Annotated in this window: 22 protein-coding genes; 7 read left to right on the forward strand and 15 right to left on the reverse strand. The window is 53.0% G+C overall.

What is annotated here, in order from left to right; translation table 11 throughout:
- Positions 1-86: 86 nt before the first annotated feature.
- From nirB to RB298_RS08100, 8 genes are all read right to left on the reverse strand, one after another.
- Positions 87-2,525 carry a nitrite reductase large subunit NirB gene (gene nirB, locus RB298_RS08065; RefSeq protein WP_486046706.1) on the reverse strand — a complete coding sequence of 813 codons (2,439 nt, stop codon included), beginning with the start codon at positions 2,523-2,525 and terminating at the stop codon, positions 87-89.
- A 179-nt stretch (positions 2,526-2,704) separates the two neighbouring features.
- The gene (locus RB298_RS08070; RefSeq protein ID WP_096773211.1) at positions 2,705-3,382 is read right to left on the reverse strand and encodes a hypothetical protein; all 678 of its coding nucleotides are present in this window, start codon (positions 3,380-3,382) and stop codon (positions 2,705-2,707) included.
- A gap of 183 nt (positions 3,383-3,565) precedes the next feature.
- Entirely contained in the window at positions 3,566-3,886 is a 321-nt protein-coding gene (locus tag RB298_RS08075; protein WP_009592832.1) for a winged helix-turn-helix transcriptional regulator, read from the reverse strand.
- A gap of 154 nt (positions 3,887-4,040) precedes the next feature.
- The gene (locus RB298_RS08080) at positions 4,041-4,703 is read right to left on the reverse strand and encodes a uracil-DNA glycosylase (RefSeq protein WP_486046709.1); all 663 of its coding nucleotides are present in this window, start codon (positions 4,701-4,703) and stop codon (positions 4,041-4,043) included.
- Positions 4,704-4,880: 177 nt separating this feature from the next.
- Positions 4,881-5,603, reverse strand: a complete 723-nt coding sequence (locus RB298_RS08085; RefSeq protein ID WP_009592827.1) for a ThuA domain-containing protein — start codon at positions 5,601-5,603, stop codon at positions 4,881-4,883.
- 43 nt (positions 5,604-5,646) lie between these two features.
- Positions 5,647-6,615 (reverse strand): sugar phosphate isomerase/epimerase family protein, encoded by a 969-nt coding sequence (locus tag RB298_RS08090; protein WP_009592834.1) that lies wholly within the window; start codon positions 6,613-6,615, stop codon positions 5,647-5,649.
- Positions 6,616-6,661: 46 nt separating this feature from the next.
- Positions 6,662-7,747, reverse strand: a complete 1,086-nt coding sequence (locus RB298_RS08095) for a Gfo/Idh/MocA family protein (protein ID WP_015734422.1) — start codon at positions 7,745-7,747, stop codon at positions 6,662-6,664.
- 170 nt (positions 7,748-7,917) lie between these two features.
- Positions 7,918-9,018 carry a Gfo/Idh/MocA family protein gene (locus RB298_RS08100; RefSeq protein WP_009592824.1) on the reverse strand — a complete coding sequence of 367 codons (1,101 nt, stop codon included), beginning with the start codon at positions 9,016-9,018 and terminating at the stop codon, positions 7,918-7,920.
- 140 nt (positions 9,019-9,158) lie between these two features.
- Here RB298_RS08100 and RB298_RS08105 point away from each other — a divergent pair, with 140 nt between their 5' ends.
- Positions 9,159-9,977, forward strand: coding sequence for an AraC family transcriptional regulator (locus RB298_RS08105; RefSeq protein ID WP_090911011.1), 819 nt, complete (start codon positions 9,159-9,161; stop codon positions 9,975-9,977).
- A 99-nt stretch (positions 9,978-10,076) separates the two neighbouring features.
- Here the strand turns inward: RB298_RS08105 and RB298_RS08110 are convergent, their stop codons facing one another.
- Positions 10,077-10,391 (reverse strand): hypothetical protein, encoded by a 315-nt coding sequence (locus RB298_RS08110; protein ID WP_009592829.1) that lies wholly within the window; start codon positions 10,389-10,391, stop codon positions 10,077-10,079.
- Positions 10,392-10,485: 94 nt separating this feature from the next.
- A complete protein-coding gene (locus tag RB298_RS08115; RefSeq protein ID WP_015734420.1) occupies positions 10,486-11,187 on the reverse strand; it encodes a TerC family protein in 702 nt (233 codons plus the stop codon).
- 516 nt (positions 11,188-11,703) lie between these two features.
- On the opposite strand from RB298_RS08115, the gene RB298_RS08120 reads away from it, so the two are divergent.
- The 3 genes from RB298_RS08120 to RB298_RS08130 all read left to right on the forward strand — a co-directional run bounded on the left by RB298_RS08120 (position 11,704) and on the right by RB298_RS08130 (position 13,690).
- Positions 11,704-12,315, forward strand: coding sequence for a TVP38/TMEM64 family protein (locus tag RB298_RS08120; RefSeq protein ID WP_015734419.1), 612 nt, complete (start codon positions 11,704-11,706; stop codon positions 12,313-12,315).
- A 93-nt stretch (positions 12,316-12,408) separates the two neighbouring features.
- The gene (gene msrA / locus RB298_RS08125; RefSeq protein WP_375120954.1) at positions 12,409-13,374 is read left to right on the forward strand and encodes a peptide-methionine (S)-S-oxide reductase MsrA; all 966 of its coding nucleotides are present in this window, start codon (positions 12,409-12,411) and stop codon (positions 13,372-13,374) included.
- Between the two features lie 133 nt (positions 13,375-13,507).
- The gene (locus RB298_RS08130) at positions 13,508-13,690 is read left to right on the forward strand and encodes a DUF2188 domain-containing protein (protein WP_015734417.1); all 183 of its coding nucleotides are present in this window, start codon (positions 13,508-13,510) and stop codon (positions 13,688-13,690) included.
- Between the two features lie 65 nt (positions 13,691-13,755).
- Here RB298_RS08130 and RB298_RS08135 read toward each other — a convergent pair whose 3' ends face one another.
- On the reverse strand, positions 13,756-14,448 hold the full coding sequence (locus RB298_RS08135; RefSeq protein WP_009592920.1) for a YitT family protein: 693 nt from the start codon (positions 14,446-14,448) through the stop codon (positions 13,756-13,758).
- Positions 14,449-14,938: 490 nt separating this feature from the next.
- Here RB298_RS08135 and hmpA point away from each other — a divergent pair, with 490 nt between their 5' ends.
- On the forward strand, positions 14,939-16,144 hold the full coding sequence (gene hmpA, locus RB298_RS08140; RefSeq protein WP_486046715.1) for an NO-inducible flavohemoprotein: 1,206 nt from the start codon (positions 14,939-14,941) through the stop codon (positions 16,142-16,144).
- A 200-nt stretch (positions 16,145-16,344) separates the two neighbouring features.
- On the opposite strand, the gene RB298_RS08145 is transcribed toward hmpA, so the two are convergent.
- Positions 16,345-16,854 (reverse strand): Crp/Fnr family transcriptional regulator, encoded by a 510-nt coding sequence (locus RB298_RS08145; RefSeq protein WP_096773206.1) that lies wholly within the window; start codon positions 16,852-16,854, stop codon positions 16,345-16,347.
- 181 nt (positions 16,855-17,035) lie between these two features.
- Here RB298_RS08145 and RB298_RS08150 point away from each other — a divergent pair, with 181 nt between their 5' ends.
- A complete protein-coding gene (locus RB298_RS08150; RefSeq protein ID WP_486046717.1) occupies positions 17,036-17,422 on the forward strand; it encodes a YhjD family protein in 387 nt (128 codons plus the stop codon).
- Positions 17,423-17,451: 29 nt separating this feature from the next.
- On the forward strand, positions 17,452-19,599 hold the full coding sequence (locus RB298_RS08155) for a YhgE/Pip domain-containing protein (RefSeq protein WP_486046719.1): 2,148 nt from the start codon (positions 17,452-17,454) through the stop codon (positions 19,597-19,599).
- 125 nt (positions 19,600-19,724) lie between these two features.
- Here the strand turns inward: RB298_RS08155 and RB298_RS08160 are convergent, their stop codons facing one another.
- Genes RB298_RS08160 through RB298_RS08170 form a run of 3 tightly spaced genes read right to left on the reverse strand, consistent with a single transcriptional unit; the run spans position 19,725 to position 24,511 of the window.
- Positions 19,725-20,810, reverse strand: a complete 1,086-nt coding sequence (locus RB298_RS08160) for a glycosyl hydrolase family 18 protein (protein WP_375120959.1) — start codon at positions 20,808-20,810, stop codon at positions 19,725-19,727.
- Positions 20,811-20,837: 27 nt separating this feature from the next.
- A complete protein-coding gene (locus tag RB298_RS08165; protein ID WP_486046721.1) occupies positions 20,838-22,595 on the reverse strand; it encodes a polysaccharide deacetylase family protein in 1,758 nt (585 codons plus the stop codon).
- Between the two features lie 44 nt (positions 22,596-22,639).
- Positions 22,640-24,511 carry a glycosyltransferase family 2 protein gene (locus RB298_RS08170; RefSeq protein WP_192572521.1) on the reverse strand — a complete coding sequence of 624 codons (1,872 nt, stop codon included), beginning with the start codon at positions 24,509-24,511 and terminating at the stop codon, positions 22,640-22,642.
- Positions 24,512-24,529: the final 18 nt, after the last annotated feature.

The raw sequence follows: 24,529 nt of genomic DNA on the forward strand, positions 1-24,529 counted from the left end.
AGCCTCCACTTCTCTTGTTCGATTCCTATCCAAACAATAAGCTCTCTATAATCCGGCAGCCGAGGGGGAACCGTTCTCCCCCTCGATTACTTGCTGCCGACCGGTCTTGCGTCCTGGAACAGCGTATTGCGCAGCTTATCGTCGTTCAGCACTTTCTTCCACGGATCTTCCACTTGCTGCAGGGCCAGCTCAATTCTTTCCACCAGCTCCTTACGCTGTTTAGCATCATCAAGGACCGCCGCACGGATTTGTTCCAGTCCCAGACGCTCTACCCATTCCGACGTTCTCTCGAGGTACTTGCCGGTTTCACGGTAGTACTGCATCAAGGCGCCGCAGATCTCGATCAATTCCTCGTCCGTCTTCACCTTACAGAACGAATCGGCCAGGCGCGCCTTCGTTCCGCCGTTGCCTCCGACGAATATCTCCCATCCGCCGTCATTGCCGACGATCCCGATGTCCTTCGTGCACGATTCGGCACAATTTCGCGGACATCCGTTGACCGCCATTTTAAACTTCGCCGGAAAATCCAGCCGCTCGAATTTCTCCTCGAGGAATGCACCCATGCCCATCGAATCCTGCGTGCCGAAACGGCAGAATTGGGAGCCTACGCAGGTCTTGACGGTCCGCAGCGATTTGGCATAAGCATAACCGGACGGCATATCCAGCTCTTCCCATACGCTTGGCAGATCTTCCTTCTTCACGCCGATCAGATCCAGTCGCTGTCCGCCGGTTACCTTAACGACCTTAACATTGTACTTAAGCGATACGTCCGCAATTTTCTTCAAATCCTCCGGCGTGGTAACGCCGCCGTACATTCTTGGCACTACCGTGTAAGTGCCGTCTTTCTGAATGTTGGCGTTCATCCGCTCGTTGACGAAGCGGGACTCCCTCTCCTCCTGATGGGTCACCGGATTCAGCATCGCCAGATAATAATGGATGGCGGGACGGCATTTCGAGCAGCCCTCAGGGTTGCTGAAGTTCAGAACATGCATGACTTCCTTCGTCGTAGTCAGCCCCTTGGCGCTGATTTCGGCGACGATTTCGTCCCGGTCGAGCGTGGTGCACGGACATATGCCTTGTTTGCCTGCCGTCTTAAAGCCATCGCCCAGTACGCTCTGAAGGATTTGCTCCACGACTGGCTTGCAGCCCCCGCAAGAACGGGTCGCTCCCGTGCAAGCTTTGATTTCGTCCACCGTCGTGAGGCCTTGAAGCGTCACGGCATCCACAATGGCCTTTTTGGTTACGCCGTTGCAGCCGCAGACGATTTCATCGTCGGGCATCTTATCCAGCGAGAAGGCCTTGCCGCTTCCTTTCCCTGCACATTCGGTGCCCATGATCGAATGATAGATCTCCTCGGTCATGGCCGTCTTTTTGCGTATCATGGATTGAAGGCTGGCCGAATCGCTGACATCCCCGAACAATATCGCGCCGACGATGATATTGTCGCGCAGCAGGATTTTCTTATAAGTCTTGCGCCAATCGTCCTTCGCCACGATCACCGAGTGCTCAGCCTGCTCCATGAATTCTCCTGCGGAGAATACATCAACGCCGCTGATTTTCAGTTTCGTCGATACGATGCTGCCCTCGTAAGGCTGGCCGTCCACGCCGCAGAGATGCTTGGCAAGAACCTGCCCCTGCTCGAACAACGGCGCAACCAGGCCGTAGCATGCCCCCCGATGCTCGCAGCATTCGCCGACCGCATACACATCCGGCCACGAGGTCTGAAGATAATCGTTGACTACGATTCCCCGGTTCACTTCGATACCGCTCGCTTGGGCGGCAGCAACGTTCGCTCTGATCCCCACGGCCATGACCACGAGTTCCGCTTCAAGCTCATCCCCATCTTTGAACCGCAGCCCCGTGACCCTCTCATCGCCCATGATTTCCGCGGTTTGTTTGCCTAATAAGAACCGGATGCCCTGCCGCTCCAGCTCCCTTTGCAGCATCCCCGATGCCATGGAATCCAGCTGGCTCTCCATCAAATCCTGCATGAGATGAACCACCGTCACCTCCATGCCCAGGCTGACCAATCCCTTAGCGGCTTCCAGACCCAGCAGCCCTCCGCCGATGACGGCCGCTTTCTTGTATGCCTTGGCGGCTTGAAGCATCTGCGTGCAGTCGGCGATGTTTCGAAATCCGATAACTCCCTCTTTATCACTGCCCGGTACAGGCAATATAAAAGGTTTCGAACCTGTAGCTATAATCAATTTGTCATAAGGAACCGTCAATCCGTTATCGGCCGTCACTACCTTGCGCTCCCCGTCGATGGCGGTGACGGTCACACCCGTATGCAGGGTGATCTGATTGTCCTCGTACCATTTCCAGTCATTCAATACAATGTCGTCCAAGGTTTTGCTGCCTTCCAGCACATAGGACAGCATAATGCGATTGTAGTTCGGGTGAGGCTCCTGTCCAATGACGGTGATGTCAAATTTCCCACCCAATTTAATGATTTGCTCGACCGTGCTTATGCCTGCGATACCGTTGCCAATGATAACCAACTTATCTCTCTTTATATTGGACATCGTTTGATTCCTCCCCAACACGTGATCTTGTGCTCGTATATTCCACTGGTTACAAGTAAATTATATCGTGTAAGGGCATATATTTTTGTGATTTATTTCACATTAATCTTTAAAATTTAAATAAAAATACCAAATAACCCTGTCCGATTGGAACAAGGTTATCCTAAAGAAACGGCCTGCTATATGATTTCGGCTTCCATATAGGCTCGTTCGCCGCCGGGCACTTTTAAATAGGGACGAATTCCGGCAAATCCCCCCGCATCCAGGTTCACCCCGGTCATCCAATTCCCCTCCAAAAGGCCTCCTTCCGACTGCATGATGACGGCAGGCGCCTCGATATGCTCCTGGTACAGTACGATGCCGGCCTGAATGGTCTTATAGGCTTTTCCTTGCTGCACCAAAGGTAAGGCACTAATATACGTAGGCACAAAATAATGGGCGATCACGTCCAGCTCCTCCCCGTCGAAGAACGCTTCGCTGCCGAGGAAGGGATGCAGCATCACGATTTTCTCGTAGAGCGACCAGATGATCATATGCAGGAATCTTCCCATCCGTCCCTTATTTTGCTCGGAAGACGAATTCAATGTTTCGGTTTCATAACCAATGAACTTCCATCCGCCGGGAGTCTTGACCCACTTCTGGAACATGTCGACCCGAGCTGTGCCGTCTTGGCTAAGGGATGCTACAGCGTCTGGGCTTGTTCCACACACGGCCGACCATAGTGATTCCGGTACATACTGGCTCAGCACCCGCTTGGTTTTCTCAAATATATGAAGCACTTGTAATGAAGCGTTTTCAAGCTCTGAGATGTCCTCTTGTCCATAATGGAACCGGGAGATATTCGTTCGCTTGATCATGGGCTCGCCTCCTTGATATGCCGCCTGGATTATTACATCATATAGAAGGTGCGTCAGCTTGGTGCATGTCCGGATGTTTTTGCAGGACGAAACGAAAACTCAGCCATTCTGGTTAGAAAAAAAACCCTGAAATGAGGATATCTCATGCCAGGGTTTAATCGTCAACGGGAGTCTTATGATGACTCATCTGTCGACCCATTGTTCTGCCCAGGATGAAATTTGCTCCATCACCGGACGCAGTGCTTTGCCTTTTTCAGTCAGTTCATATTCAATACGTACCGGAGTTTCCGGATAGACATGACGAATCAGTATGCCTTCGCATTCCAAATCCTTCATCCGCTCGGAGAGCATTTTATCGCTCATGGACGGAATCAAATTCGAGATATCCTTAAAGCGCTTAGGCCCGCTCATCAGCGTTTGAATAATCAAGCCATTCCACCGTTTGCCCAGAAAAGAAAAGGCCGATTCGAAACGGGGACACATCGTAACATTTGTAACTTCCATATCCCTTCACCTCTTTACGAAGTCACCTTGTTTATAGAAACTCATAAGCTTACCCAGAAATCTAGAAAACTTACGAATTGTAAGTATGTTTCATTTTAGCATATTTTCGAGAAGCTGAAAACCTCCTAGCCCCTTTTTCCCAGAAAATCAGCGCTTATCCCCCTAATATCCGAGCCAAAATATCCAAATCGTCCTCAATCAAAGTGGATAATTTCCTATTATACAGCACCGCCGCTGGATGGAACAGAGGGAATATCTTATAGGTCTCCGGTGAAAAAACATAGCCTGCTCCGGGATTTTCCGGATCTGCCGCTTGCTGAACCGGGCCCTCCATCAGCTTGCCGTGCAGCGACGTCACCGTTTCATGGCTTCCGATTAACCGGTGCAGCGCGGTATTTCCCATCGGTGCCAGGATGACCGGGCGGACCCATCGGATTTCTTCATCAAGCAAAGGCGCATGCGCCAAAATTTCAGCCTTGGTCGGCGTACGATTCGATCGGCTGATGACATTCTCGCCTGAAGGCCTCACGAGCACTTTATCCTTGTAGGGCCTGCTTCGCACGGTACTGGTAATATATACCTGGTCCCGCGTCAGTTTCAGACGTTCCAGGTACGCGTTCATCTCTTGTCCGGCCTGCCCTACGAAAGGTTTGCCTTCCAAAACTTCATGAGCTCCGGGCGCTTCCCCGATGAACATGATTTTCGCAAAGCGGACTCCCCTTCCGAGCAGGAAGCCCTCAACGGGTTGATGGACGAGCCTGGCCCGGCATATGGCGATGATTGCGGGATCTACAGGTGCGCTTTGTACTTCGTTCATGTGTACAGCCCCCCTCTCCTATATCATACAATACCCCATATTCACATATATTCTATCCCCAGCCGGCAAAAAACATTTCGAAAAAGCAGCCCCAACATACCAAAAAAACGAGCCGAACAAGGACTGTACCTTGAACGGCTCGTTCGTTGATGATTAAGATAATGCGCTGTTTATAGCTTAGACTAAAACGGGAAGCGCGCGAACCGGCTGACTGTTGCCGAACGTTTGCTTGCCTGCCGTGGAATGAGCCCAGTTAATCGCATTGGAGATCACTTTCAGCACTTCGGGGTTGTAGTAGGTTGGATAGGTCTCATGCCCTGGACGGAAGTAAAAAATGTTCCCATGCCCGCGTTTGAATGTGCATCCGCTGCGGAACACTTCCCCGCCCTCGAAATTGCTGACGAATACCAGCTCATCGGGGGCCGGAATGTCAAAGAACTCCCCGTACATTTCCTCGTGCTCGATGATGATCGGTCCCGTAATTCCCGCCGCAATCGGATGCGTCGGATTCACGCTCCAAATAATTTCCTGTTCTCCTGCTTCGCGCCACTTTAAATCGCAGCTCGTGCCCATCAAAGCTTTGAACGGTTTGGAAAAATGTCCGGAATGGAGAACGATCAGTCCCATACCATCCTGCACGCGTTTTACGACCTTGCTTACGATTTCGTCACTAACCTGGTCATGAGCCATATGCCCCCACCACAACAGCACATCGGTTGAATCCAGTACATCGTCCGTCAATCCATGCTCCGGCTGGTCGAGCGTTGCCGTTCTAATGATGAAATCCGGATTTTGCAGACCCTCCGCCAAAGCTGTGTGAATGCCCGTCGGATAAACGCTCCGAACCTCATCATGGATTTTCTCGTGCACGAATTCATTCCATATGGTTACGTTAAGCATGTTGCTGTTCCCCCTAATTGCTTATTCGTTATTCTCTACGCTGTTAGACCCACCACATTTCTCCGAGCGGCTCTTCGATCAGCACTTGCTGAAGGTTTTGCACCGCTTTGGAGAAGCCTTCTTCAACGGACATCAGTCCGTCTTCATGTTCAATGCTCACGACATAGTCATATCCAACCAGGCGAAGAGCACTCATCATATCCGCCCATTCCTTCACATCGTGTCCGTAACCTACGCTGCGGAACTGCCAAGCACGATCCAGCATGTTCGCATACGACTGCATATCCGTGAGACCGTGTTTGTTCACGTTAATCGGATCAATGCTAGTATCCTTCGCATGGAAGTGGTGGATCGCTCCTTCGCGGCCCAAAATTTGAATCGCTTGAACAGGGTCGATCCCTTGCCACCACATGTGGCTCGGATCCAGGTTGGCACCGATCACTTCGCCTGCGGCTTCGCGCAAACGGAGCAGCGTGCCCGGCGTGTGAACGGAGAAGCCGCCGTGCAGTTCCAAACCGATTTTGACATTGCGGTCTGCCGCAAATTTACCCCACTCGGTCCAATAAGGAATGACCTTGTTATCCCACTGCCAAGTCAGGATCTCTTGATAGTCGTTAGGCCAAGGCGCTACCGGCCAGTTCGGGTATTTGGCATCCTCGTGGTCGCCTGGGCAGCCGGAGAATGTGTTGACAACAGGTACTTCAAGCTTTTCGGCAAGCTCCACCGTTTTTACGTATGTGTCATGGAATTCTTTAGCGATTGCCTTTTGCGGATGAAGCGGATTGCCGTGGCAGCTCAGTGCGCTAATGATCAGCCCGCGGGATTCCACCGCGTTTTTGAAGTTTTTCAGCGCGGTTTCATTCTCCAGAAGCTCGACCGGGTTGCAATGTGCATTTCCGGGATAACCGCCTGTTCCGATTTCAACTGCTTTAAGGCCCTTGGATGCCACGTAGTCCAATGCATCCTCCAGTTTACGTCCACTCAGCAATACCATAAATACGCCTAATTTCATTGTATAACCTCCTGGTTTGGCTTAGTCATCATATTGATTGCAAGATTTAGTTGTCGAAATAAACCGCTTTACCCGTCTTCGCCGATTCATAGATCGCTTCCAGGATTTGCGTCACCACAAACGCCTGCTCCGGCTTAACGACCGGATCCTTATCCTCTATAATCGCTTCAAGCCACATTCTTGCTTCACGGTCCGAGTCGTTTTCCTTGGAGCCCGAATAGAAAGCTACGCCGCCGGCGTTCAGATCCACTTTGGTTTCATACAGTCTGCTCATTTTCTCGCCGTTGATGCGCAAGCCGTCTTTCATGTCGGCTCCGCCTTCGGTTCCCGCCAGAACGGCTTTCGCTTCGCCGATCTCCAGGACGTTAAGCGCCCAGCTGGATTCCAGAACGATCGTAGCGCCGTTCTCCATCGTAATAAATCCGAATGCCGAATCCTCTACCGTGAATTCCTTCGGATCCCACGGACCGAACGCATTCGCCGCATTCTCGCGCTGACCCAATTTATGGAACGTGGATCCCAGCACGCTTTTCGGCTTGTAATTGTCCATCAGCCACAAGGTCAAATCCAGCGCATGGGTTCCGATATCGATCAACGGACCTCCGCCTTGCTTCTCCTCGTCAAGGAATACGCCCCAAGTCGGAACGGCACGGCGGCGGATGGCCAAGGCTTTGCCGTAGTAAATCTCGCCCAGCTCGCCTTCCTCGCAGATCCCCTTCAAATACATGCTATCGTCCCGGAAACGGTTGTTATAACCGATGGTCAGTTTTTTGCCTGTGCGCTTTGCGGCGTCCAGCATGGCCTGTGCTTCGGAAACCGTTTTTGCCATCGGCTTCTCGCACATCACGTGCTTGCCGGCTTCCAGGGATGCTACCGTGATTTCGGAGTGCGAATCGTTCGGCGTACATACATGGATGACGTCAATGCTGCCGTCTTTCAGCAATTCCCTGAAATCCGTGTACACTTTAGCGCCTTCAACCCCATATTCGGCTGCTGCCTTCTGCGCACGCTCTTCCACGATGTCGCAAAAAGCGACCAATTCAGCCTGCGCCTGCTTCTTCAAGCTCGGCATATGCTTGCCGTTGGCGATTCCCCCGCAGCCGATAATTCCGATTTTCAACGTGTTCGACATGTCCATTTCCTCCCCATACTGTTGATCTTATTGGAGCTGTCCCAATATTAGTGCAACGCTTTCATGCGGATCGCCGGGCAAGAGCTCATCATCCTGCCAGATCCGTCAGAAGCTGGTTTGCCTGTTGTTCATAACCAGTTTACAAGAATATGGACCAGGCTTCCAGTTCCCTATTCTGCCGATTCGGCCTGCTGAGGTGCCGGAAGTTTGCCATAACGGTACGTGCTTTGCAGAACGATATGCCTGCCCTCCAGCGAAGACTGCTGAAAGGACTGCATGATCTCCAGCACGTGATAAGCCAAGCGCCCGCTTACGCGATGGTCCTTCTGCTCATGAATCGATTGGATCATATCATGGATGCCCAGACCCCGCTCGTTCTTCCCGCATTCGAAGGCGGGCTCAAGCAATTCCCATTCCTCGGAGCCGTGCTTGCGCAGCTTCACTTCCCCGTTGAAGTAGTTCGGATCGCCGAGACTCAGGCTGCCCTGCGTGCCGTAGATTTCGATCCAGGGCAGATTGGACCCGCCAAAGATATCGAAACTGGTAATCATGGTTGCAATGGCACCGTTCTCAAAATCCAGCGTCCCTGCCAAATGCGTCGGCGTCTGAACCGTGATCGGCTTTCCTTGAAGCGGGCCGGAGCCGACGGAACGGTCCGGGATCTGGATGCCTGTGGATGCGCTGATCCGGCTTGCGGGACCCAGCAGCTCTACCAGGGCCGACACATAATAAGGTCCCATGTCCATCATCGGACCTCCGCCCGACGCGTAAAAAAATTCGGGATTGGGATGCCATGCTTCCGGTCCTGCCCCCATCATAAACGCCGTTGCGGCAACAGGTCTGCCGATCAGCCCGGATTCAATGGCCGCTTTGGCCGTCTGTACGCCGGAGCCTAGGAACGTATCCGGTGCGCAGCCGACGCGAAGCCCCTTCTGATCCGCGATATTCAGAACGCGGCGGGCTTCGTCAAGGGTTATGGCCAGCGGTTTTTCACTGTAGACATGCTTTCCTGCTTCCAGGGAGGCGATATCGACATTGGCATGGCTGGCCGGAATGGTCAAATTAATAATAAATTCAATATCCGTCTGTGCGAGCATCTCCTCAACCGTGTATACGTTCGGGATGTTGAACTCTTCCGCTTTCGCTTTGGCGTTGTCCGGAATGAGATCGGCACATGCCACGATTTCAACCCAAGGGCTGTTTTTCAAGTTCGTGAAGTATACGCCGCTAATGGTTCCGCAGCCAATTATACCTGCTCTCATTTTTTTCATCGATGTCACTCCTTGAACCAATAGATGTGCTCGGACTAGTACAATGGTATTCTTTTATGCTTTCGTTTAAAATGAAGAATATGATTAAAACATGAACAATCTGGTCATTATTTTCTTATTCTTCAAAGGGGACTTTAGCAATGGATTCAAATCTTTCCAACCAAGTCGTAGCAGCGGATTTCTCATTTCATCGCAAACCTTTCAAGATGTCCCTGGCGGACGGTTTCGACACCTATTTGATGCGTTGGCAGACCGACGGCAAATGCCGCGCCAAAATCGACGGCAAGCTGTCGCTCGTCGAGGCAGGGGATCTGTTGATCTTCACGCCCGGACAGCCTTATGAACTTCGAATCGATGACGAATACAACGCATTGGGTGAATTGACCATCGAAAGCGGCGATTATCATATTTTTTTCAAAGGGCCTTGGGCGGACGCGTGGTGGAATTCCAAGAAACGCCCGACCAAAATCAGGGTGCCGCTGGAGGAGCGTTACCTGAGCCTGTTTCGGCAAATTCTGCTCGAGCAGCGGCGCGTATCGGATCCTTATCCCGAGATTTCGGATTACACCGTGCGGATTCTGTGCCTTGAGGTGGACCGCCTGTTATCGGAGCAGCCGTCAACAACCCCCAAGACGTATCTCGCCTACCGCATGAAGAACTACATTGAGGAGAATGCCTCCTCCATGTTCAAGCTGGAGGATGTCGCCGCCCATGTCGGCATCAGCGTTTCCCGGGCAGTCCATCTGTTCAAGGAAGCATTCGGCACCACCATCATGCAGTACACCATGGACGTGCGACTGAGCATGGCAAAGGAACGGATCGTTTTCAGCCCCCTCTCCCTGGAGGATGTCGCCGAAACCTCCGGCTTTGCGAACTACACTTATTTTCACCGCGTTTTCCGTTCCCGATTCGGCGTTTCGCCTAAGCAATTCCGCATGTCCAGCCGTACCTCCAATTAATGGCCATAACTGCACGATAAAAAAAGCGGGCCGACCAAGGTTTTTCCTTGATCGACCCGCTTCTTCTTTGAATCGGATGTAAGATATTCCATGATTCCGTTACTTCTTGTCAGGACCAAGGGTGGCCGCTGCCTCGGCAACAACGATAGCCAAGTCTTCATTACCGAACATCGACAGGACGCCAAGCAGGGTCTGATCCGGTATTTCCCCAGCCTCTTCTTTGGGCACCGTCAGTTCAAGCACGCGCGTCAACCGCTCATTGTCCGGCTGATCCGGATAGGCTTTACGGTACAGCTCAGCCGGATCCAGACCGTGATTCACACACCATTGGGCAAATACGAGGATCATCATATCCTCATCCTGGCGGTACGATTCCGCTATCCGTTCTTCTACGGACTTCCCCGCAGATTCCATGCATTACTCCTCCTCATGCGAACAGGGTTTTATGGGCTCTGTTCGTTCATGAAGACATTATACCGCTTGGTTCCCGTTCAGACAAAGTCTTAAACTAGTCGACCATCTTTACCTGTACCGGGTTGCTCTTCGCTTTGTGCTCATTCTTCTTCTTCATCCAGGTTCCGATGCCGATGACGATGGCAATGACGATGACCTCAAACCCGTACTTCACGACGCCATTTGCGAACCAGCCGTGAATCATCGGCTCTTCCACCACCATCTTCGATGCGGTCCAGGCTAACACCGCAGCGCCGATCGTGATGATAATCGGGAAGCGATCCGTCAGCTTCAGGATAATGGTACTGCCCCACACCATGATCGGAACGGAAATCGCAAGTCCGACAATAACGAGCATGAAGCTTTCACCGGCAGCGCCTGCTACGGCAAGAACGTTATCCAGTCCCATCATGGCATCCGCAATGATGATCGTACGGATAGCCGCCCACATTTGGTTGCCCGCGGAAATTTCATGCTGCTTCTCATCGACCAGCAGCTTGTAGGCGATCCACAGCAGCGCGATGCCGCCGATCAAGCGCAAGCCGGGGATCATCAAGAGCTGGACAACGAGCAGCGTGGCTACGATCCGTATGATGATCGCACCGACGGTTCCCCACAGGATGACCTTCTTCTGGTCCTCTTTCTGGACATTGCGAGCGGCGAGACCGATAACGATAGCATTATCGCCTGCCAGCACGAGGTCAATGAGGACAATCGACAGCAGCGCGGTCCAAAATTCCATCGAAAGCAAATCCATGATTCCCCACCCTTTCTTCATGTTCTGATTAGGCTTTCACCTACCGATGTCCTCCACCCAAAAAAAACGCTGTTCCCTTCATCGATGGGGTCTACAGCGTTTTTTGGGCGCAAAAATAGACCTCCACCTCATCATGAAACAATCAGGCAAAGGTCTCGCTAAACAACTCATCGTTGCCAATAAAGCCGGGGATGGTTGGTCCCGTAATGACGACTTTACTTACAATATAGAATTTATAAGTCATCGGCAGAGCCCATGAGATTCTATATCGCAAGAAAACCTACCGTTGAAGTCGCGGTTGTTCATCCTTGATAAGGCCACGACAGAGGTTTTCTTATGAAGCTACTCCCCTTTGGGAACTATTCGGTTGGACATATTATAACATACGAAAAACCGCTTGTATATTCAAATTTTTCCATAGTATCGATTGCCAGAGTCTACGAAAAACGGGCAGCATGCCTGTTTTTTTGCTATCATGGTGCTATTCAAGTCAACGATGCAAAGTGAGGATTCTACATGAAGAGATGGATCATCCCCATCCTATATGCGGCAGTACTGGCACTTGCTTTTTCATACAGGCATGATATCACGGAGTGGCTGGAGAGCGATCCCCCGCTCTTCCTCATGATCCTGCTGGCAGCCCTGCTTGCCTTATTTCCCATTGCTCCCTACAAAGTGGTCATCGCTATTCTCGGGTATGCATACGGCACCGTCTGGGCGGCAGCCATATCGTGGTTCGGAACGACGATCGCCGCCGTCATCCTGTATGCGGCTGTGCGGTCTTTATACCAGGAGTCCGGCAGACGGCTGCTTGGGAAATACACGGCTATACATAGGTTTACGACCGCGGTCGAACGGCGCCCCTTTCAGTCGATCCTGCTCGCCCGCCTGCTGCCCGTGATACCCCAAATGGCCGTCAATCTATATGCCGGCGTCGCCTCCATCCCATTCTGGACGTACACCGCCGCTTCCGCCATCGGCAAAATTCCAGCCATCCTCCTGTACGCCTGGCTTGGCAGCGGATTGGCCGATCATCCGGTCATCTTCGCGGCTGTTGCGGCAGGACTTATGCTGCTAACCGCTTTGTTCATGGCCGCTTTCCGGTGGTATAAGGGGAGAACGACATAATCGGAGCAATATTTTGGTTTCCTTGACCAAAATGATTATAATAACAATAAGACTTACATTTTATATTGTTATAAAACGATGGAGGGATAATATATGAATAATCGTTCAACCCCAAGCGAATTGGCTACCTTTGCGGGAGGCTGCTTCTGGTGTATGGTCTCTCCTTTTGACGAGCTGCCGGGCATTCTGAAGGTCGTTTCCGGTTATACTGGCGGCCACAAGGAAAATCCAACCTATGAAGAGGTATGCTCCGATACCACAGGCCATTATGAGGCCGTTCAAATCACCTATAACCCGGAAGTTTTCCCATATGAGAAGCTGCTCGAGCTTTTCTGGCAGCAAATCGATCCTACGGATGAGGGCGGACAATTCCATGACCGCGGGACATCCTACCGCACCGCTATTTTTTACCATACGGAGGAGCAGCGCGAGCTTGCGGAGCAATCCAAGCAGGCCGTGGCGGCCAGCGGACGTTTCGACGGACCGATCGTGACGCCGATCATCCCGGCGAGCACCTTCTATGAAGCCGAGGAATACCATCAGGATTACCACAAGAAAAATCCGAGCCATTACAAACGCTATCGCAAAGGCTCCGGACGGGAGGATTTCATTGAGCAGCACTGGTCGGAGCCTGTGGATACCGCCGAGCTTAAGCAGCGCCTGACGCCGATCCAATATGAAGTGACGCAGAACAACGCTACCGAACCCCCGTTCCACAATGAATATTGGGACCATCATGGGGAAGGCATTTACGTCGATATCGTGTCCGGCGAGCCGCTCTTCAGTTCTACGGACAAATACGACGCCGGCTGCGGATGGCCGAGCTTCACCCGTCCGATTCGCGAATACAACATCAAGGAAAAAATGGATCTTACCCACATGATGGTCCGCACCGAGGTACGAAGCAAAAAAGGCGACTCTCACCTCGGCCATGTGTTCGACGACGGGCCCGGACCGAACGGGCTCCGTTATTGCATCAATTCCGCTGCGCTCCGGTTTGTGCCGAAGGAAGAAATGCAGAGGGAAGGCTACGGCGAGTATTTGCAGCTGTTCGAATAAATCCAAATGTCCAAATGCATTGCCCCTCAGGGGTAATGCATTTTTTTGTGCGGTTGAACCCGTTTATTCAATTTGGTTGCACGGGGTAATATACAGTACATGCCATGAACAATTGAATTGGAGGGATCGTACCATGCCTTGGAGCAAAAATGATTATCCGCCATCCATGAAAAATCTGGAGCCCCGGGTGAGGAATAAAGCCGTGGAAATTGCCAATGCCTTGCTGGAGGAGAACTACGATGAGGGACGTGCCATCGCCATCGCCACCGCCAAGGCACAGGAGTGGGACGAGAACCACCCCAAGGACGAGAAGTAATCGATTTAAAGCACATGAAAGAAGCTCACCCTGCATGCGGGTGAGCTTCTCTTATTGGGACCGCATTACGAACGGCCGCTAACGGTATGCTGCGCTGTTTTCGGAGTAACCGGAGTGCTTGGGGCACGGACCGCCTTCCGAACCGGTTTCTTTTCCGCTTTCTCGGTACCGTACGTCACTGTGATGGTGATCACTTGCCCGGCAATCGATACGGCTAATATAGTATATAAGGTTTCAACCAATGGCATATAGAATAGCGATAATAGCAGTACTACGGCATCCATCAGGAAAAACACCGTCCCTACCTTAAGCCCGCTCCACTCGCTGAACAGCACGGAGATTACGTCGTCACCGCCTGTCGCCCCGCCATAGCGGAGCACGATGCCGGCTCCAAAGCCCGTCAATAATCCGGACAGCAGCGCGGCTGCCAGCAGGTTATGATTCAGATCGATAACCAGCGTGGAATACCGCTCGATCAATGCGTAGAACAAGGTAAACATGCTCGCCGCAACAACGGTATTGAATATGAATTTCCGGCCCTTGATGAACAAGGCAATCAGCAGTACCGGTATGTCCATAAGGACCATACTCAATGCTGGCGGAATATCAAGCGCATATTTGCCAAGCAGCGCAAGGCCGACAAAGCCGCCTTCGGTCAAATGATTGTGAAAATTAATGTGATAATACGTAAAAGCCATTAAAAACGTTCCGAACAACATCGCCGACATGGTGATAAATGTGTTTTGTCTTTTCCTCATACAGGATCCCTCTTGTCGTAGTAGATTGGTCAGACATAGGCCAATCTCTACCTTGAGGCAACCTGGAGGAGTTCATCCTTCGAACCATAGTTCCCATCCTTTCGTAGAGACCGTCCTTGTCTTCAGACGTCCGACTTCGCTCTACAAAGGAAGCTATGTGTATGAGAGATCATAACGTTTCCAAATCGTCCTTTGGGGATTCGTCCTTCGGGGACACATGGTATCCTGATCCTTTCTCGTTTTAGTTAGAGTGCTAACATTATTATAACACAGTTGGCATACAAGCTAAACAGCTGGCTAGAATGAATTGGAATCTCTATATGGAATATGTAAAAAATCCAGCTTTAAGAACCTCCTGCGCGTAAAAATGTTGTTCACATATTCGCTGAATCCGATGTGATCTTAATCACAAGAGCCCCTCCATCGCCTGTCTATACTTAAAGGGAACACCAATTCGACTAAGTATCATATGAATCAAGGGGGAGTCTGCATGTTAAGCCAACGTACGATCGAGGTCGTTAAATCGACCGTGCCGGTTCTGGAAACCCACGGCACGGCAATCACAAGCGCATTTTACCAAAAATTGTTTCATCATCACCCGGAACTTCTTAACATATTCAACCATGCGAATCAAAGAGAAGGCAAACAGCCCTTTGCCCTGGCCAATGCCGTATACGCAGCCGCGGCCCATATCGACCGTCTTGAAGCCATCGTCCCGGTTGTTAAACAAATCGGACACAAGCACCGGGCATTAAACATTTTGCCGGAGCACTATCCGATCGTCGGCGAAACGCTGCTCGGCGCCATGAAGGATGTGCTGGGCGATGCCGCAACCCCCGAAATTATCGAGGCTTGGGCCGAAGCTTATGGCGTCATTGCCGATGTCTTTATCGGCATCGAGGCGGATATGTACCAGCAAGCCGCAAACAAAGCCGGCGGCTGGAGCGGATACCGTAATTTCGTCATTGACCGGAAGGTGGAGGAAAGCTCCGTCATTACTTCCTTTTATCTGGTACCGCAGGACGGCGGGAAAATTTCCGATTATCTGCCCGGCCAATACATCACGCTTCGGGTAAAACCTGAGGGCGAAGCCTATTATCATAATCGTCATTACAGCCTCTCGTCCGCACCCGGACATCCTTACTACAGAATTACGGTGAAACGAGAAGACGAGCTGGATGGAAAACCTGCCGGCATCGTCTCCAACTGGCTGCACCGTCATGCAGAAGTCGGGACCGTTCTCGAGGTCACGGCTCCGGCCGGTACCTTTACGCTGGATACGGACTCCGATCTTCCGCTTGCCTTGATCAGCGGCGGCGTCGGTTTGACTCCGATGGTGGCCATGCTGGAATCCGTGCTGCTGAATCAGCCGGAACGGAAAGTAAGCTTTATCCATGCGGCCAAATGCGGCAGTCAGCATGCAATGAAGCTGCATATCGATGAGCTCGCCTCGAAGCATCCGCAGCTAAGCACGTACGTCATTTATGAACAGCCGGAAACGGAAGACACTTGCCACCAAACCGGCTACATCGATCTGGAGTTCCTTCGCAAAACGGTCGATCCGAAAGCCGACTTCTATTTCTGCGGGCCGGTTCCGTTCATGCGTGCCGTGAACGGCCATTTGAAAGCGATGGAGGTAACTGCTGACCGGATCCACTATGAATTCTTTGGTCCGGCCGGTACGCTGGAAAGTTAATATTAGGTTAACCGTATCTCAAAACCAAAAAAGATGCCCCTCTTCTGCAAAAGGGGCATCTTTTTTGGTTTGGCGCCTTCCGGCGGCATCGATCAGCCGCGAAGGGTGCATCGACTCATTGCTTTGTCCGGCGCATGCTCGTACAGGGTTTTATAAACCGATGTATAAAGCCGGTTCAGGCGTCGGCAAAGGGATATGGGCTAAACGTGCTTGCCGTGCTCCCGCAGCAGCCGGTTTACCGTTTCTCTCCTTACCCCGATCAGTTGTCCGATCTCTTCCTGAGTCAAATATTCGGTCAAATGTATCCCTTGGGAATACTCATCCAGCCATTGAATCAGCAGCTCCAGCCGCTCCGCCGGCCCGCCCACGGTTAAGTGATCCAGCCTCATCTGCATGAACCTCACCTTTTCCTGCAGCAATCTGGCAACCTCGAGCGGTTTTCGCGGATCCTCCTCCAGCTGTCGATACCAAGTTTCAGCCGATATTACCTCCACTTCGCTCTGAATCAGCGCGATCGCGGTTCCATGCGTTTCCTTCGGGCTGATCAGCGAGTGATGGGGTACCGTTTCGCCGGGATATAAAATATTGAAAAGCACCATATTGCCGTTGGCATGCAGACGGGTCACCTTAAACAATCCGCTCCGAATGTGATATAAATGATCCCCGCTATCCCCTTGCCGGAACAATATTTCGCCTTTATGCAGTATCATGGTTAATCTCCTCCAGAAAAAATGCAGTTATCAGGAGTGTAAACGATATGCCGCCATGAATCCACTGAGGTGATCACAAATGCCAGAAATTAATGGTTGCAGGCCGAATAAGGATGGCATACCATGTATATAATAGAACGTGCGTTCTTATATTTTTTTCATGTCCGGGGATGTGTCTCTTATGATGAAACCTTCCACTCCTCCTCCGCCTTCGGTCGAAGACGAAGCCCTGATCAAAGATTATCTGCTGCATGACCTGCTTCAATCTGTTCTCGAACGGGATATTGGAATCCTCAAGACCCTCAAGCTCAAAATGGCCGAAATCTATATTTTAAATCTGCAGCATATCCAAAAAGGGATTTCGGCACGCGCCTGGTCCATTCGACAGCAGATGAAGCGGCGCGGCATCCGGATTCAAAGCCAGGGCCGTACCCCCGAGGAAGGGCTGCAGGTGCATTATCTGTGCCGCGGGTATGAAGGCAGCCTGCTCTGCGATCGGCCCTCTCTCAAGGAAGAGATAAAAGAGCGGCTCGTTTCGTATCTTGGCACGGATTTGGCGGCATACTAGCTCCAACTACGTACAAGACAGGAGCGCTCATGAAGAATATTATCCATATATATTCTGCCGATATCCGTAGAATCGTCCGCAATTGGGCTGCAGCCGTTATCATCGGGGGTCTTGCCCTCCTTCCTTCTCTATATGCCTGGTTTAACATCGAAGCTTCCTGGGATCCCTACGGCCAAACCTCAGGTGTATCCATTGCCGTTGCCAACCTGGATAAAGGCACCACCCTTCGCGACCAGCCCATTAACCTGGGCAAAGAAATCGTGGAGTCCCTGCATCGCAATGAGAAGCTGGGGTGGCGGTTTACGGAGGACAGCGAGAATGCGATACAGGGGGTGCGGCGCGGCACCGATTATGCCGCTATCGTCATTCCGGAGAACTTCTCCGCCCGGATCGGCACCGTACTGACCAATGAGCCCGTCAAGGCACAGATCCTCTATTACACGAACGAAAAAATCAACGCCATTTCGCCCAAGGTGACGGCCCAGGGGGCATCTGCCGTCGTGGAGGAAGTCAGCAAAAATTTCATCAAAACCGCCAACGGCACCATCTTCGAGATTTTCAACACGCTCGGGATCGAGATCGAGAACCAGCTCCCTGCGATCAACAAAGTACGAAGCTTGCTGTTCCGGCTCGAAAAAAGCTTTCCCAAGCTCAACGAGGCGGTGAGCACGGCCCAGCAGGATATCAAGCTGGCCAACCGGTTGGTTCAGCAGGCCGATGCCGCTCTGCCCCGCCTTGAAGGGATTGCCACGGACGGCAAGGAAATGGCCGGTGCGCTGGCGGAGTTCGCGAATCAGGCCGCAGGGGCCTCGAAATCGCTGGAGCCTGCGCTGCGGCAGGACTTGGAGGTGCTGGGTGCAGCCACCGGAACGCTTTCGCAAGTGCTGGACGCGCTAGGGCAAAAAGGCATCGACCCGAAGGAGCTGGCCAGCCGCCTGACCGTTGCGAAGGAGCGCGCTCAGACTGCAGCGCAAGCCGCGGCCAGGCTGGGGAAATTGTTCAAGCGGCTGGGCTCGATCTCCCCGGCGGCGGCTTCCGCGGCGGCCAAGCTCGAGGACATTGCCGCACGATGGACCTCGGCTCAAGCCGCGCTCCAAACCATTGCCCAAGCGGTGGAACGGGGGGAGGAAGCACCTGCGGATTCCATCGATAAGCTGAAGAAGCTGACCGATGACATTACGGGGCTGACCGACGCGCTGCTAAGCCGGTACGACAGCGAAATCGGCCCGGCGATAAGCAAGGCCTTCACCAAGGGCTCCGATACGGCCAAGCGCGTTCAGCAGGAATTGACCCAGGCGCTTGCCAGCGTCCCCGACATCCAGCGTTTGCTTCAAGATGCACGGAAAGGCCTCAAAGTGGGAGGCCAAGAAGTGCAGCTCGCCCAAAATCGCCTGCCGGAGGCGGAGCTTCGGATTACGCAGCTGGCCAACCGGCTGCGCGAGATGGAAGCGGAAGGGGATATTCAAGAGATCATCGATCTTCTCCAAAACAATTTCGAGCTCGAGAGCCAGTTTTTTGCCGAGCCGGTTACGCTGGAAGAGAATCGCCTGTACCCCATCCCGAACTACGGCTCCGCGATGTCGCCCTTCTTCACGACCTTGTCCTTGTGGGTAGGCGCCCTGCTGCTCGTTTCCCTGCTCTCCGTTGACGTACATGATGAGCAGAGAAGCTTCCGCAGCATCGAGGTTTACTTCGGACGCTATCTCACCTTTCTGACCATTGCCCTGTTCCAGGCGCTGTTCGTTACCCTAGGCGATATTTATTTGCTGGGAACCTATGTGGTGAACCCCGGCTGGTTCATTCTGTTTGCGCTGCTGATCAGCTGCGTTTTCATGCTGATCGTCTATACGCTGGTGTCCGTATTCGGCAATGTCGGAAAAGCGATGGCGATCGTTCTGCTCGTGCTGCAGCTGGCCGGCGCGGGCGGGACCTTTCCGATCCAGATGACGCCGCCGTTCTTCCAGGCATTGCATCCGTATTTGCCGTTCACCTATGCCATCAGCATGATGCGGGAAGCCGTCGGCGGCATCCTGTGGGATATCGTCATCCGCGATATGCTGCTCATGCTGGTCTTCGCGGCGATCGCGCTTGTGATCGGGATCGTGCTCAAGAAGCCGATCAACCGGGCCAGCAGCGGGCTGATCCGCAAAGCGAAAGCTTCAAAGCTCATCCATTGACTCCCCTTTCGATGGGGACGGACAGAATGACGAGCGGACTGCCCCCCGAATGTTCCCATACGTGAAAGGACACCCCGAGCGGCTTCTTATTGAAGCCGCGGGGTGTCCTTTTGGGTTATGCGAAATCATTCATGATGGGATTGCTGTCGAATTTCGCTCAACTTCTGCAGCGTATTTGCATCCATTTCGCCGAGCCGCCAGATCGCAATCTTCGAAATGCCCGCCTCCCCCGCCGCATCCATCCATCCGGCAAGGGTCGTTCCGTCCGCATACCATACGGTATGCCCGATGCCTTGGTCGTCCGTGTACTCGAAGTATAGGGCCCCGCTGTCCGGATCCCGCTTCGGTTCGTCCGGGCTGGCACGCGCCAGCTCTACCGCACGCTTCTCCGTTAAAGAAACCGCCTTGCCATTCTCCGCCCAGTCAAACCCGCCAACCGACAACGCGATGGCATGGTCTCCCGGCAGCTGCCGCAGTTTGCCCCCCAGCTCCTTGATCATGGCATAATCCGCCTTCGGTCCGGGTCCGCTATGCCCCCCGTACAGGTTGTATGCCATCAGGACATAATCCGGCCCCTCCGGCAGCTTAAGCGATGACAGGGATACGCCAGGCTCCAGCACGATTCGAAGCGAGAGGCCTTCCGCCCGGAGACGCTCATACAGCTCCTCGTACAGCGCGGAGAGGTTGGCCCCATCCTCCTTGCGGACCTTCTCGTAATCCAATTCCACGCCGTCGAAGCCGTGCTGGGATGCCATGTCCAGAATCTGCCTGATATGTTGGCTGCGGCTTTCGGGAGTAGCGACGAGCCGGGATATCAGCTCCGGATCCTTCTGTTTGGCCGTTCCATCGGGATGGAAACGATCGTTGACGATCGTCAGGACGCCGCGAGCCGGCCCCCCTTCCTTGGACGCCTCCAGGAACGCAGGCAGCGCCTCCCGAAAATCCGACGTCAAGTAAAGCTCGTCTTTATGATTGAAATAGGCTGCAAACAGCTTGATTTCTTCAAGCCCATCACCGAGCTGCTTCCAATCTGTCATGCCCGTCTCCCACTGCCAATCCGTAATCCAGGCAGACAGCTTGACTTGCGCCTGCAGCGGCTGGGGCAGCATCGATGGCTCCTTCTTTTGATCCTCCAACCACCAGAAGGAGACGGCAGCGCACAATACGGCAAACCCCGCAGCTGCCGCCCATTTCTTCCTGCGATTCTTCATTCGTTGTTCACGTCCTACGCCCAATTTTTAGAAAGTCTCGACAGCCCAGTCGACCGCGCGATTCATGCTTCGCTGCACGCCGGTCAGGACACCGGCAAGTCCGGACGGCTTGTTCGTAAACAGCAGCTTGCGTTCGGCACCCGGTTGCTCCGACACAATCGTGACATCTTCAAAGACGGCGTCGTAAATATCATCCTTTTCGTTCTGCTCATGATACTCCGATTCAAGCGCCACGCCTCCTGCGCCGATCGATGCATCCACAGGCTGCCGGTCCAAAAGCACCTGCCGATCAACGCTCACGGACAGGGCATCGCCTTTCACCGAAATCTCCAGCCGCCGATTTCCGAGTATGTTGACAGGGTACTCATTCTCATCATCCCGGTCTCCGGACAGCGTCTGCTCCTTTGTATAGACCGAAGCCTTATCGAATTGCAGATCCTCTTCGCCCCATGCCACCTTCGGCAAGGCAAACGTGAACAGCTCCTCGGGAGCTTGGCCCGCTATCTTCTGTTCCACCACCACGTGGTTGTTCTCCAGCAGAAGCCTGAGATACGAATCCTTCGTTCGGTCGTAACGGACATAAACCGACTGCCGTCCTACCACATTGCCGAGCGCTTTGGCCGAGACGGTGACGTCTTGCTCCCCGCTGCCCTTCAAATACACGGTTCCTGCCTGGGACGGGGGCGATGTGACCACCATCCGGTTATCCGTAAATTCTGCCGCTCCGCCAAGCAGCTCCCACTTGTCAGCCTGCTCCGTGTCGCCCCGTACAAACTGCATAGGCTGCCCTTTGTCCTTATGCAGCTTCATTAACAGGTGATTGGTAGACCAATACGGCGCGGGCTGGACCCGGGTCAGATTATACAGATCGCTATCCTTCGAATTGAAGGCAACGCCTTCCCGGTTGAAATTCATCCCGAACAGCTTCTGAATCTGATCCGAATTGGCATTCGCCACAAGCTGATTCATTCCTCCGCCGAGCGCATTGGCATGCATGATCATATACGTGAGCGGAACGTAACCGAGCGATTCCGTGTAAACCTTGTCCATTGCCGCATAGTCGGCCCGGATCCGCTCTTCCATCTCGGCGCGGTTCTCGAGCGGAATCATGTTCTCGTCGCGGATGAAATCCATCAAATAGTGGTTGTAATATTCCACGTTGGATTTGACCGTCAGCTCGCGCTCGTCTTTAACGCCGACATAACGGCCCTTATCATCGAAAATATTGATATAGGTCAGCCGGTTGCCGTTAGTCCCAAGCTCCCAATACCCGGTGCGGGTCATCTTCAGCATGTCCTTCGGCTGCAGAAATTTCCGTTCGCTGTTGCCCATTTTGTTGGCATAGGACAAAAAGGTAGCCTTATAATTATATTTTTCAAGCAGCGGCTGCGCGAACAGCGCGGAATCATTCCGCCCGTCTTCAAAGGACAGGTACAGCGCCTTGTCGGGCAGCTTCTTGCCATGGCTGTAATAATCGATGATATCCTGCTGCGAAATCGTCGTATAGCCCTGTTCGTATAAGGCCTTCAGCTGGGCATCCAGCTGGGCCTTGGATACGAGCTTGGACGTCCCGGTGCGGCCGACCCCGAAATAGGACAGGGCAATAAAGCCCTGATCCTGACGCCAGGCGGATCTGTCCGGCTCCTTATATGTTCGAAAATCGAAAATCGCATTGGCCAACAGGACGGCTGCAACGGCCAATACAACGACCTGTGCCGTTACTTTGATGATTTTCCTGCGATTTTTTCGCCGAACATTGAGGGCTGTTTTTTGTTTTTTAGCCATATGTCATCCTCACTTCAATCCTCACTTCAACCGCTTTGACACGATCAGAACGGTAATCCGAATTTTTTGCCTTTGCGCTTGCGGGCTTCCTTCTTCTCCCTGGCTTCGATATCCTGCGGCGTTTCCCGGGTCCCCCACGTCGATTTCCAGAAGGTAAACCAAGCCACCGGCATCTGCCATAACAGGACGAATTCATAGAAGAGACAGAATACGAAGCCGAACACCCAAAGTCTGCTCTTCCGGAACAGCAGGTGGGCCAGGCTCATCAGCAGCGCCATCAGCAGCAATCCCATCAGGAAGGTCCCCGGGAAAATGCCGTGAACGATCGGCACGTACATGAGGTTGTAGGCAACCACGACAGGCGCGGCAATCGGCACGATCAGGCCTATGTAAAAAAACAACGCCATAAACGGCTCTTTGCGCCATATGAAACTTCCGGCCCGCAGCGATTCGCGCAGCCAGGAGCGCTTCCACCGCATCTGCTGCTTCAGAAACACCTTCATCTGCGAAGGCACGATCGTCGAGCAAATGGCAGAATCCTGGTAAGCGGTCCGATGCGTTTTCAAAATAAAGTTCGTCATGCTCCGGTCGTCTCCGAAGGTGGCGGGCCTGCCCAGAAACTTCTGGTTCAGCCAAGCGTCCGCATGCTGCACGATCAGCTCTTTCCGATAGCAGGATAACGGACCCGACAGGCAGGTCACGCTGTCAAACCAGGACTCTGCAGCTTTCATGATCCGAAAGGCGATATAATAACGGACGGTCTGCAGCTTCGTCATGTTATTGGTATATTTGTTCTCGACGTCCGTCCGTCCGGCAACGCCGCCCATCTTAGGATCCTGAAAGGGCTGGACGAGGTGGCGAATCGCCGTCGGATCCAGGAAGCTGTCCGAATCCACGAAGACCACCAGGTCATGCTTAGCCATCTCGACGCCTTTGACCAGAGCGGCCCGTTTGCCCGCATTCTCGGGCAGCACCATATAGGACAAGCGCTCCCGGGTAGCGTAACGCTCCGCCTCGGAATGAATCAACTCGATCATGTCTTGGATCTGCTGTACCGACTGGTCCGTCGATCGGTCATCCACCACAATGACCTCCAGCTTGTCTACGGGATAGTCCTGATTCATGCAGCTGAGTATCGTGCGTTTGATCCATTCCGCTTCATTGAAGCAGGGGATGATAATGGAAACTCCCGGCGTATAATCCGGATTGATCGGCACATCGCGGTACAACGCTCCGAACAGGTAGCGCGTCAGCAGAAACAGGGCCGCGATCAGGCTGTACAAATACAGCACCATGTTGTATTTGAAATAAATGATGCTCTCCGCCCGCATCAGCATGATGAAGAGCACCGCCATGAACAGCAATGCGCTGGCGGAATATACGGAATACCCCCACCGTTTGCGCTGAAAATAATCCGTGAGCGGTTTCTCGAACTCCAAGGCAAGCAGATGCTCTTCGCCGGCTTCCGTCGAATTCAGGGCCCTGCGGACAACGGCTGCATCGATTCTGACGCTCGATTCGAAGCCCTCGGGCATAGCCCCCGGCGGGATGCGGAATCGCGCCTTCACTTTGTCGCCGACTTCGAGGCTTGAAGAGTCATCCGGCAGCCTGAGCAGAAGGCCCGTGGCCGAAATATCGGCAGCCACGCCCTTAATCCCGGCTTTTTTCTTTTTCCCGTTCGGGACAAGCAAAACTTCAAAATCCGCCTCGTAACGCAGGCTGAGCATCCGCAGCTTGTTGACGTACTCAGAGCTGGACAAATCCTCCCCGGGCTTCTGCGCCCGGTTGCCTCTTCGGTCCGCGTTCATCCGGATCTGCTCCGGATCGGGCACATAGGAAAGTGTCCGCCTGTCGGTGCGCGGAAGCGTTAGCACTTCCTTGGTGCTCTTCGGTTGCTTTCTTTTTATAATCCTCATTGCCTTCTCCCATCGTTA

Origin of the sequence: Priestia sp. BR_2, from assembly GCF_041954005.1 — a bacterium.
Classification (GTDB): domain Bacteria; phylum Bacillota; class Bacilli; order Paenibacillales; family Paenibacillaceae; genus Paenibacillus_AQ; species Paenibacillus_AQ lautus_A.

Coding starts and splice junctions, on each gene's coding strand:
- RB298_RS08085 (WP_009592827.1), bottom strand. CDS start 5,603: ATGCTTAACGTAACCATATGGAATGAATTCGTGCACGAGAAAATCCAT.
- RB298_RS08090 (WP_009592834.1), bottom strand. CDS start 6,615: ATGAAATTAGGCGTATTTATGGTATTGCTGAGTGGACGTAAACTGGAG.
- RB298_RS08070 (WP_096773211.1), bottom strand. CDS start 3,382: ATGATCAAGCGAACGAATATCTCCCGGTTCCATTATGGACAAGAGGAC.
- msrA (WP_375120954.1), top strand. CDS start 12,409: ATGAATAATCGTTCAACCCCAAGCGAATTGGCTACCTTTGCGGGAGGC.
- RB298_RS08150 (WP_486046717.1), top strand. CDS start 17,036: ATGATGAAACCTTCCACTCCTCCTCCGCCTTCGGTCGAAGACGAAGCC.
- RB298_RS08095 (WP_015734422.1), bottom strand. CDS start 7,747: ATGTCGAACACGTTGAAAATCGGAATTATCGGCTGCGGGGGAATCGCC.
- RB298_RS08115 (WP_015734420.1), bottom strand. CDS start 11,187: ATGGATTTGCTTTCGATGGAATTTTGGACCGCGCTGCTGTCGATTGTC.
- RB298_RS08145 (WP_096773206.1), bottom strand. CDS start 16,854: ATGATACTGCATAAAGGCGAAATATTGTTCCGGCAAGGGGATAGCGGG.
- RB298_RS08155 (WP_486046719.1), top strand. CDS start 17,452: ATGAAGAATATTATCCATATATATTCTGCCGATATCCGTAGAATCGTC.
- RB298_RS08110 (WP_009592829.1), bottom strand. CDS start 10,391: ATGGAATCTGCGGGGAAGTCCGTAGAAGAACGGATAGCGGAATCGTAC.
- hmpA (WP_486046715.1), top strand. CDS start 14,939: ATGTTAAGCCAACGTACGATCGAGGTCGTTAAATCGACCGTGCCGGTT.
- RB298_RS08075 (WP_009592832.1), bottom strand. CDS start 3,886: ATGGAAGTTACAAATGTTACGATGTGTCCCCGTTTCGAATCGGCCTTT.
- RB298_RS08080 (WP_486046709.1), bottom strand. CDS start 4,703: ATGAACGAAGTACAAAGCGCACCTGTAGATCCCGCAATCATCGCCATA.
- RB298_RS08160 (WP_375120959.1), bottom strand. CDS start 20,810: ATGAAGAATCGCAGGAAGAAATGGGCGGCAGCTGCGGGGTTTGCCGTA.
- nirB (WP_486046706.1), bottom strand. CDS start 2,525: ATGTCCAATATAAAGAGAGATAAGTTGGTTATCATTGGCAACGGTATC.
- RB298_RS08165 (WP_486046721.1), bottom strand. CDS start 22,595: ATGGCTAAAAAACAAAAAACAGCCCTCAATGTTCGGCGAAAAAATCGC.
- RB298_RS08105 (WP_090911011.1), top strand. CDS start 9,159: ATGGATTCAAATCTTTCCAACCAAGTCGTAGCAGCGGATTTCTCATTT.
- RB298_RS08130 (WP_015734417.1), top strand. CDS start 13,508: ATGCCTTGGAGCAAAAATGATTATCCGCCATCCATGAAAAATCTGGAG.
- RB298_RS08100 (WP_009592824.1), bottom strand. CDS start 9,018: ATGAAAAAAATGAGAGCAGGTATAATTGGCTGCGGAACCATTAGCGGC.
- RB298_RS08170 (WP_192572521.1), bottom strand. CDS start 24,511: ATGAGGATTATAAAAAGAAAGCAACCGAAGAGCACCAAGGAAGTGCTA.
- RB298_RS08120 (WP_015734419.1), top strand. CDS start 11,704: ATGAAGAGATGGATCATCCCCATCCTATATGCGGCAGTACTGGCACTT.
- RB298_RS08135 (WP_009592920.1), bottom strand. CDS start 14,448: ATGAGGAAAAGACAAAACACATTTATCACCATGTCGGCGATGTTGTTC.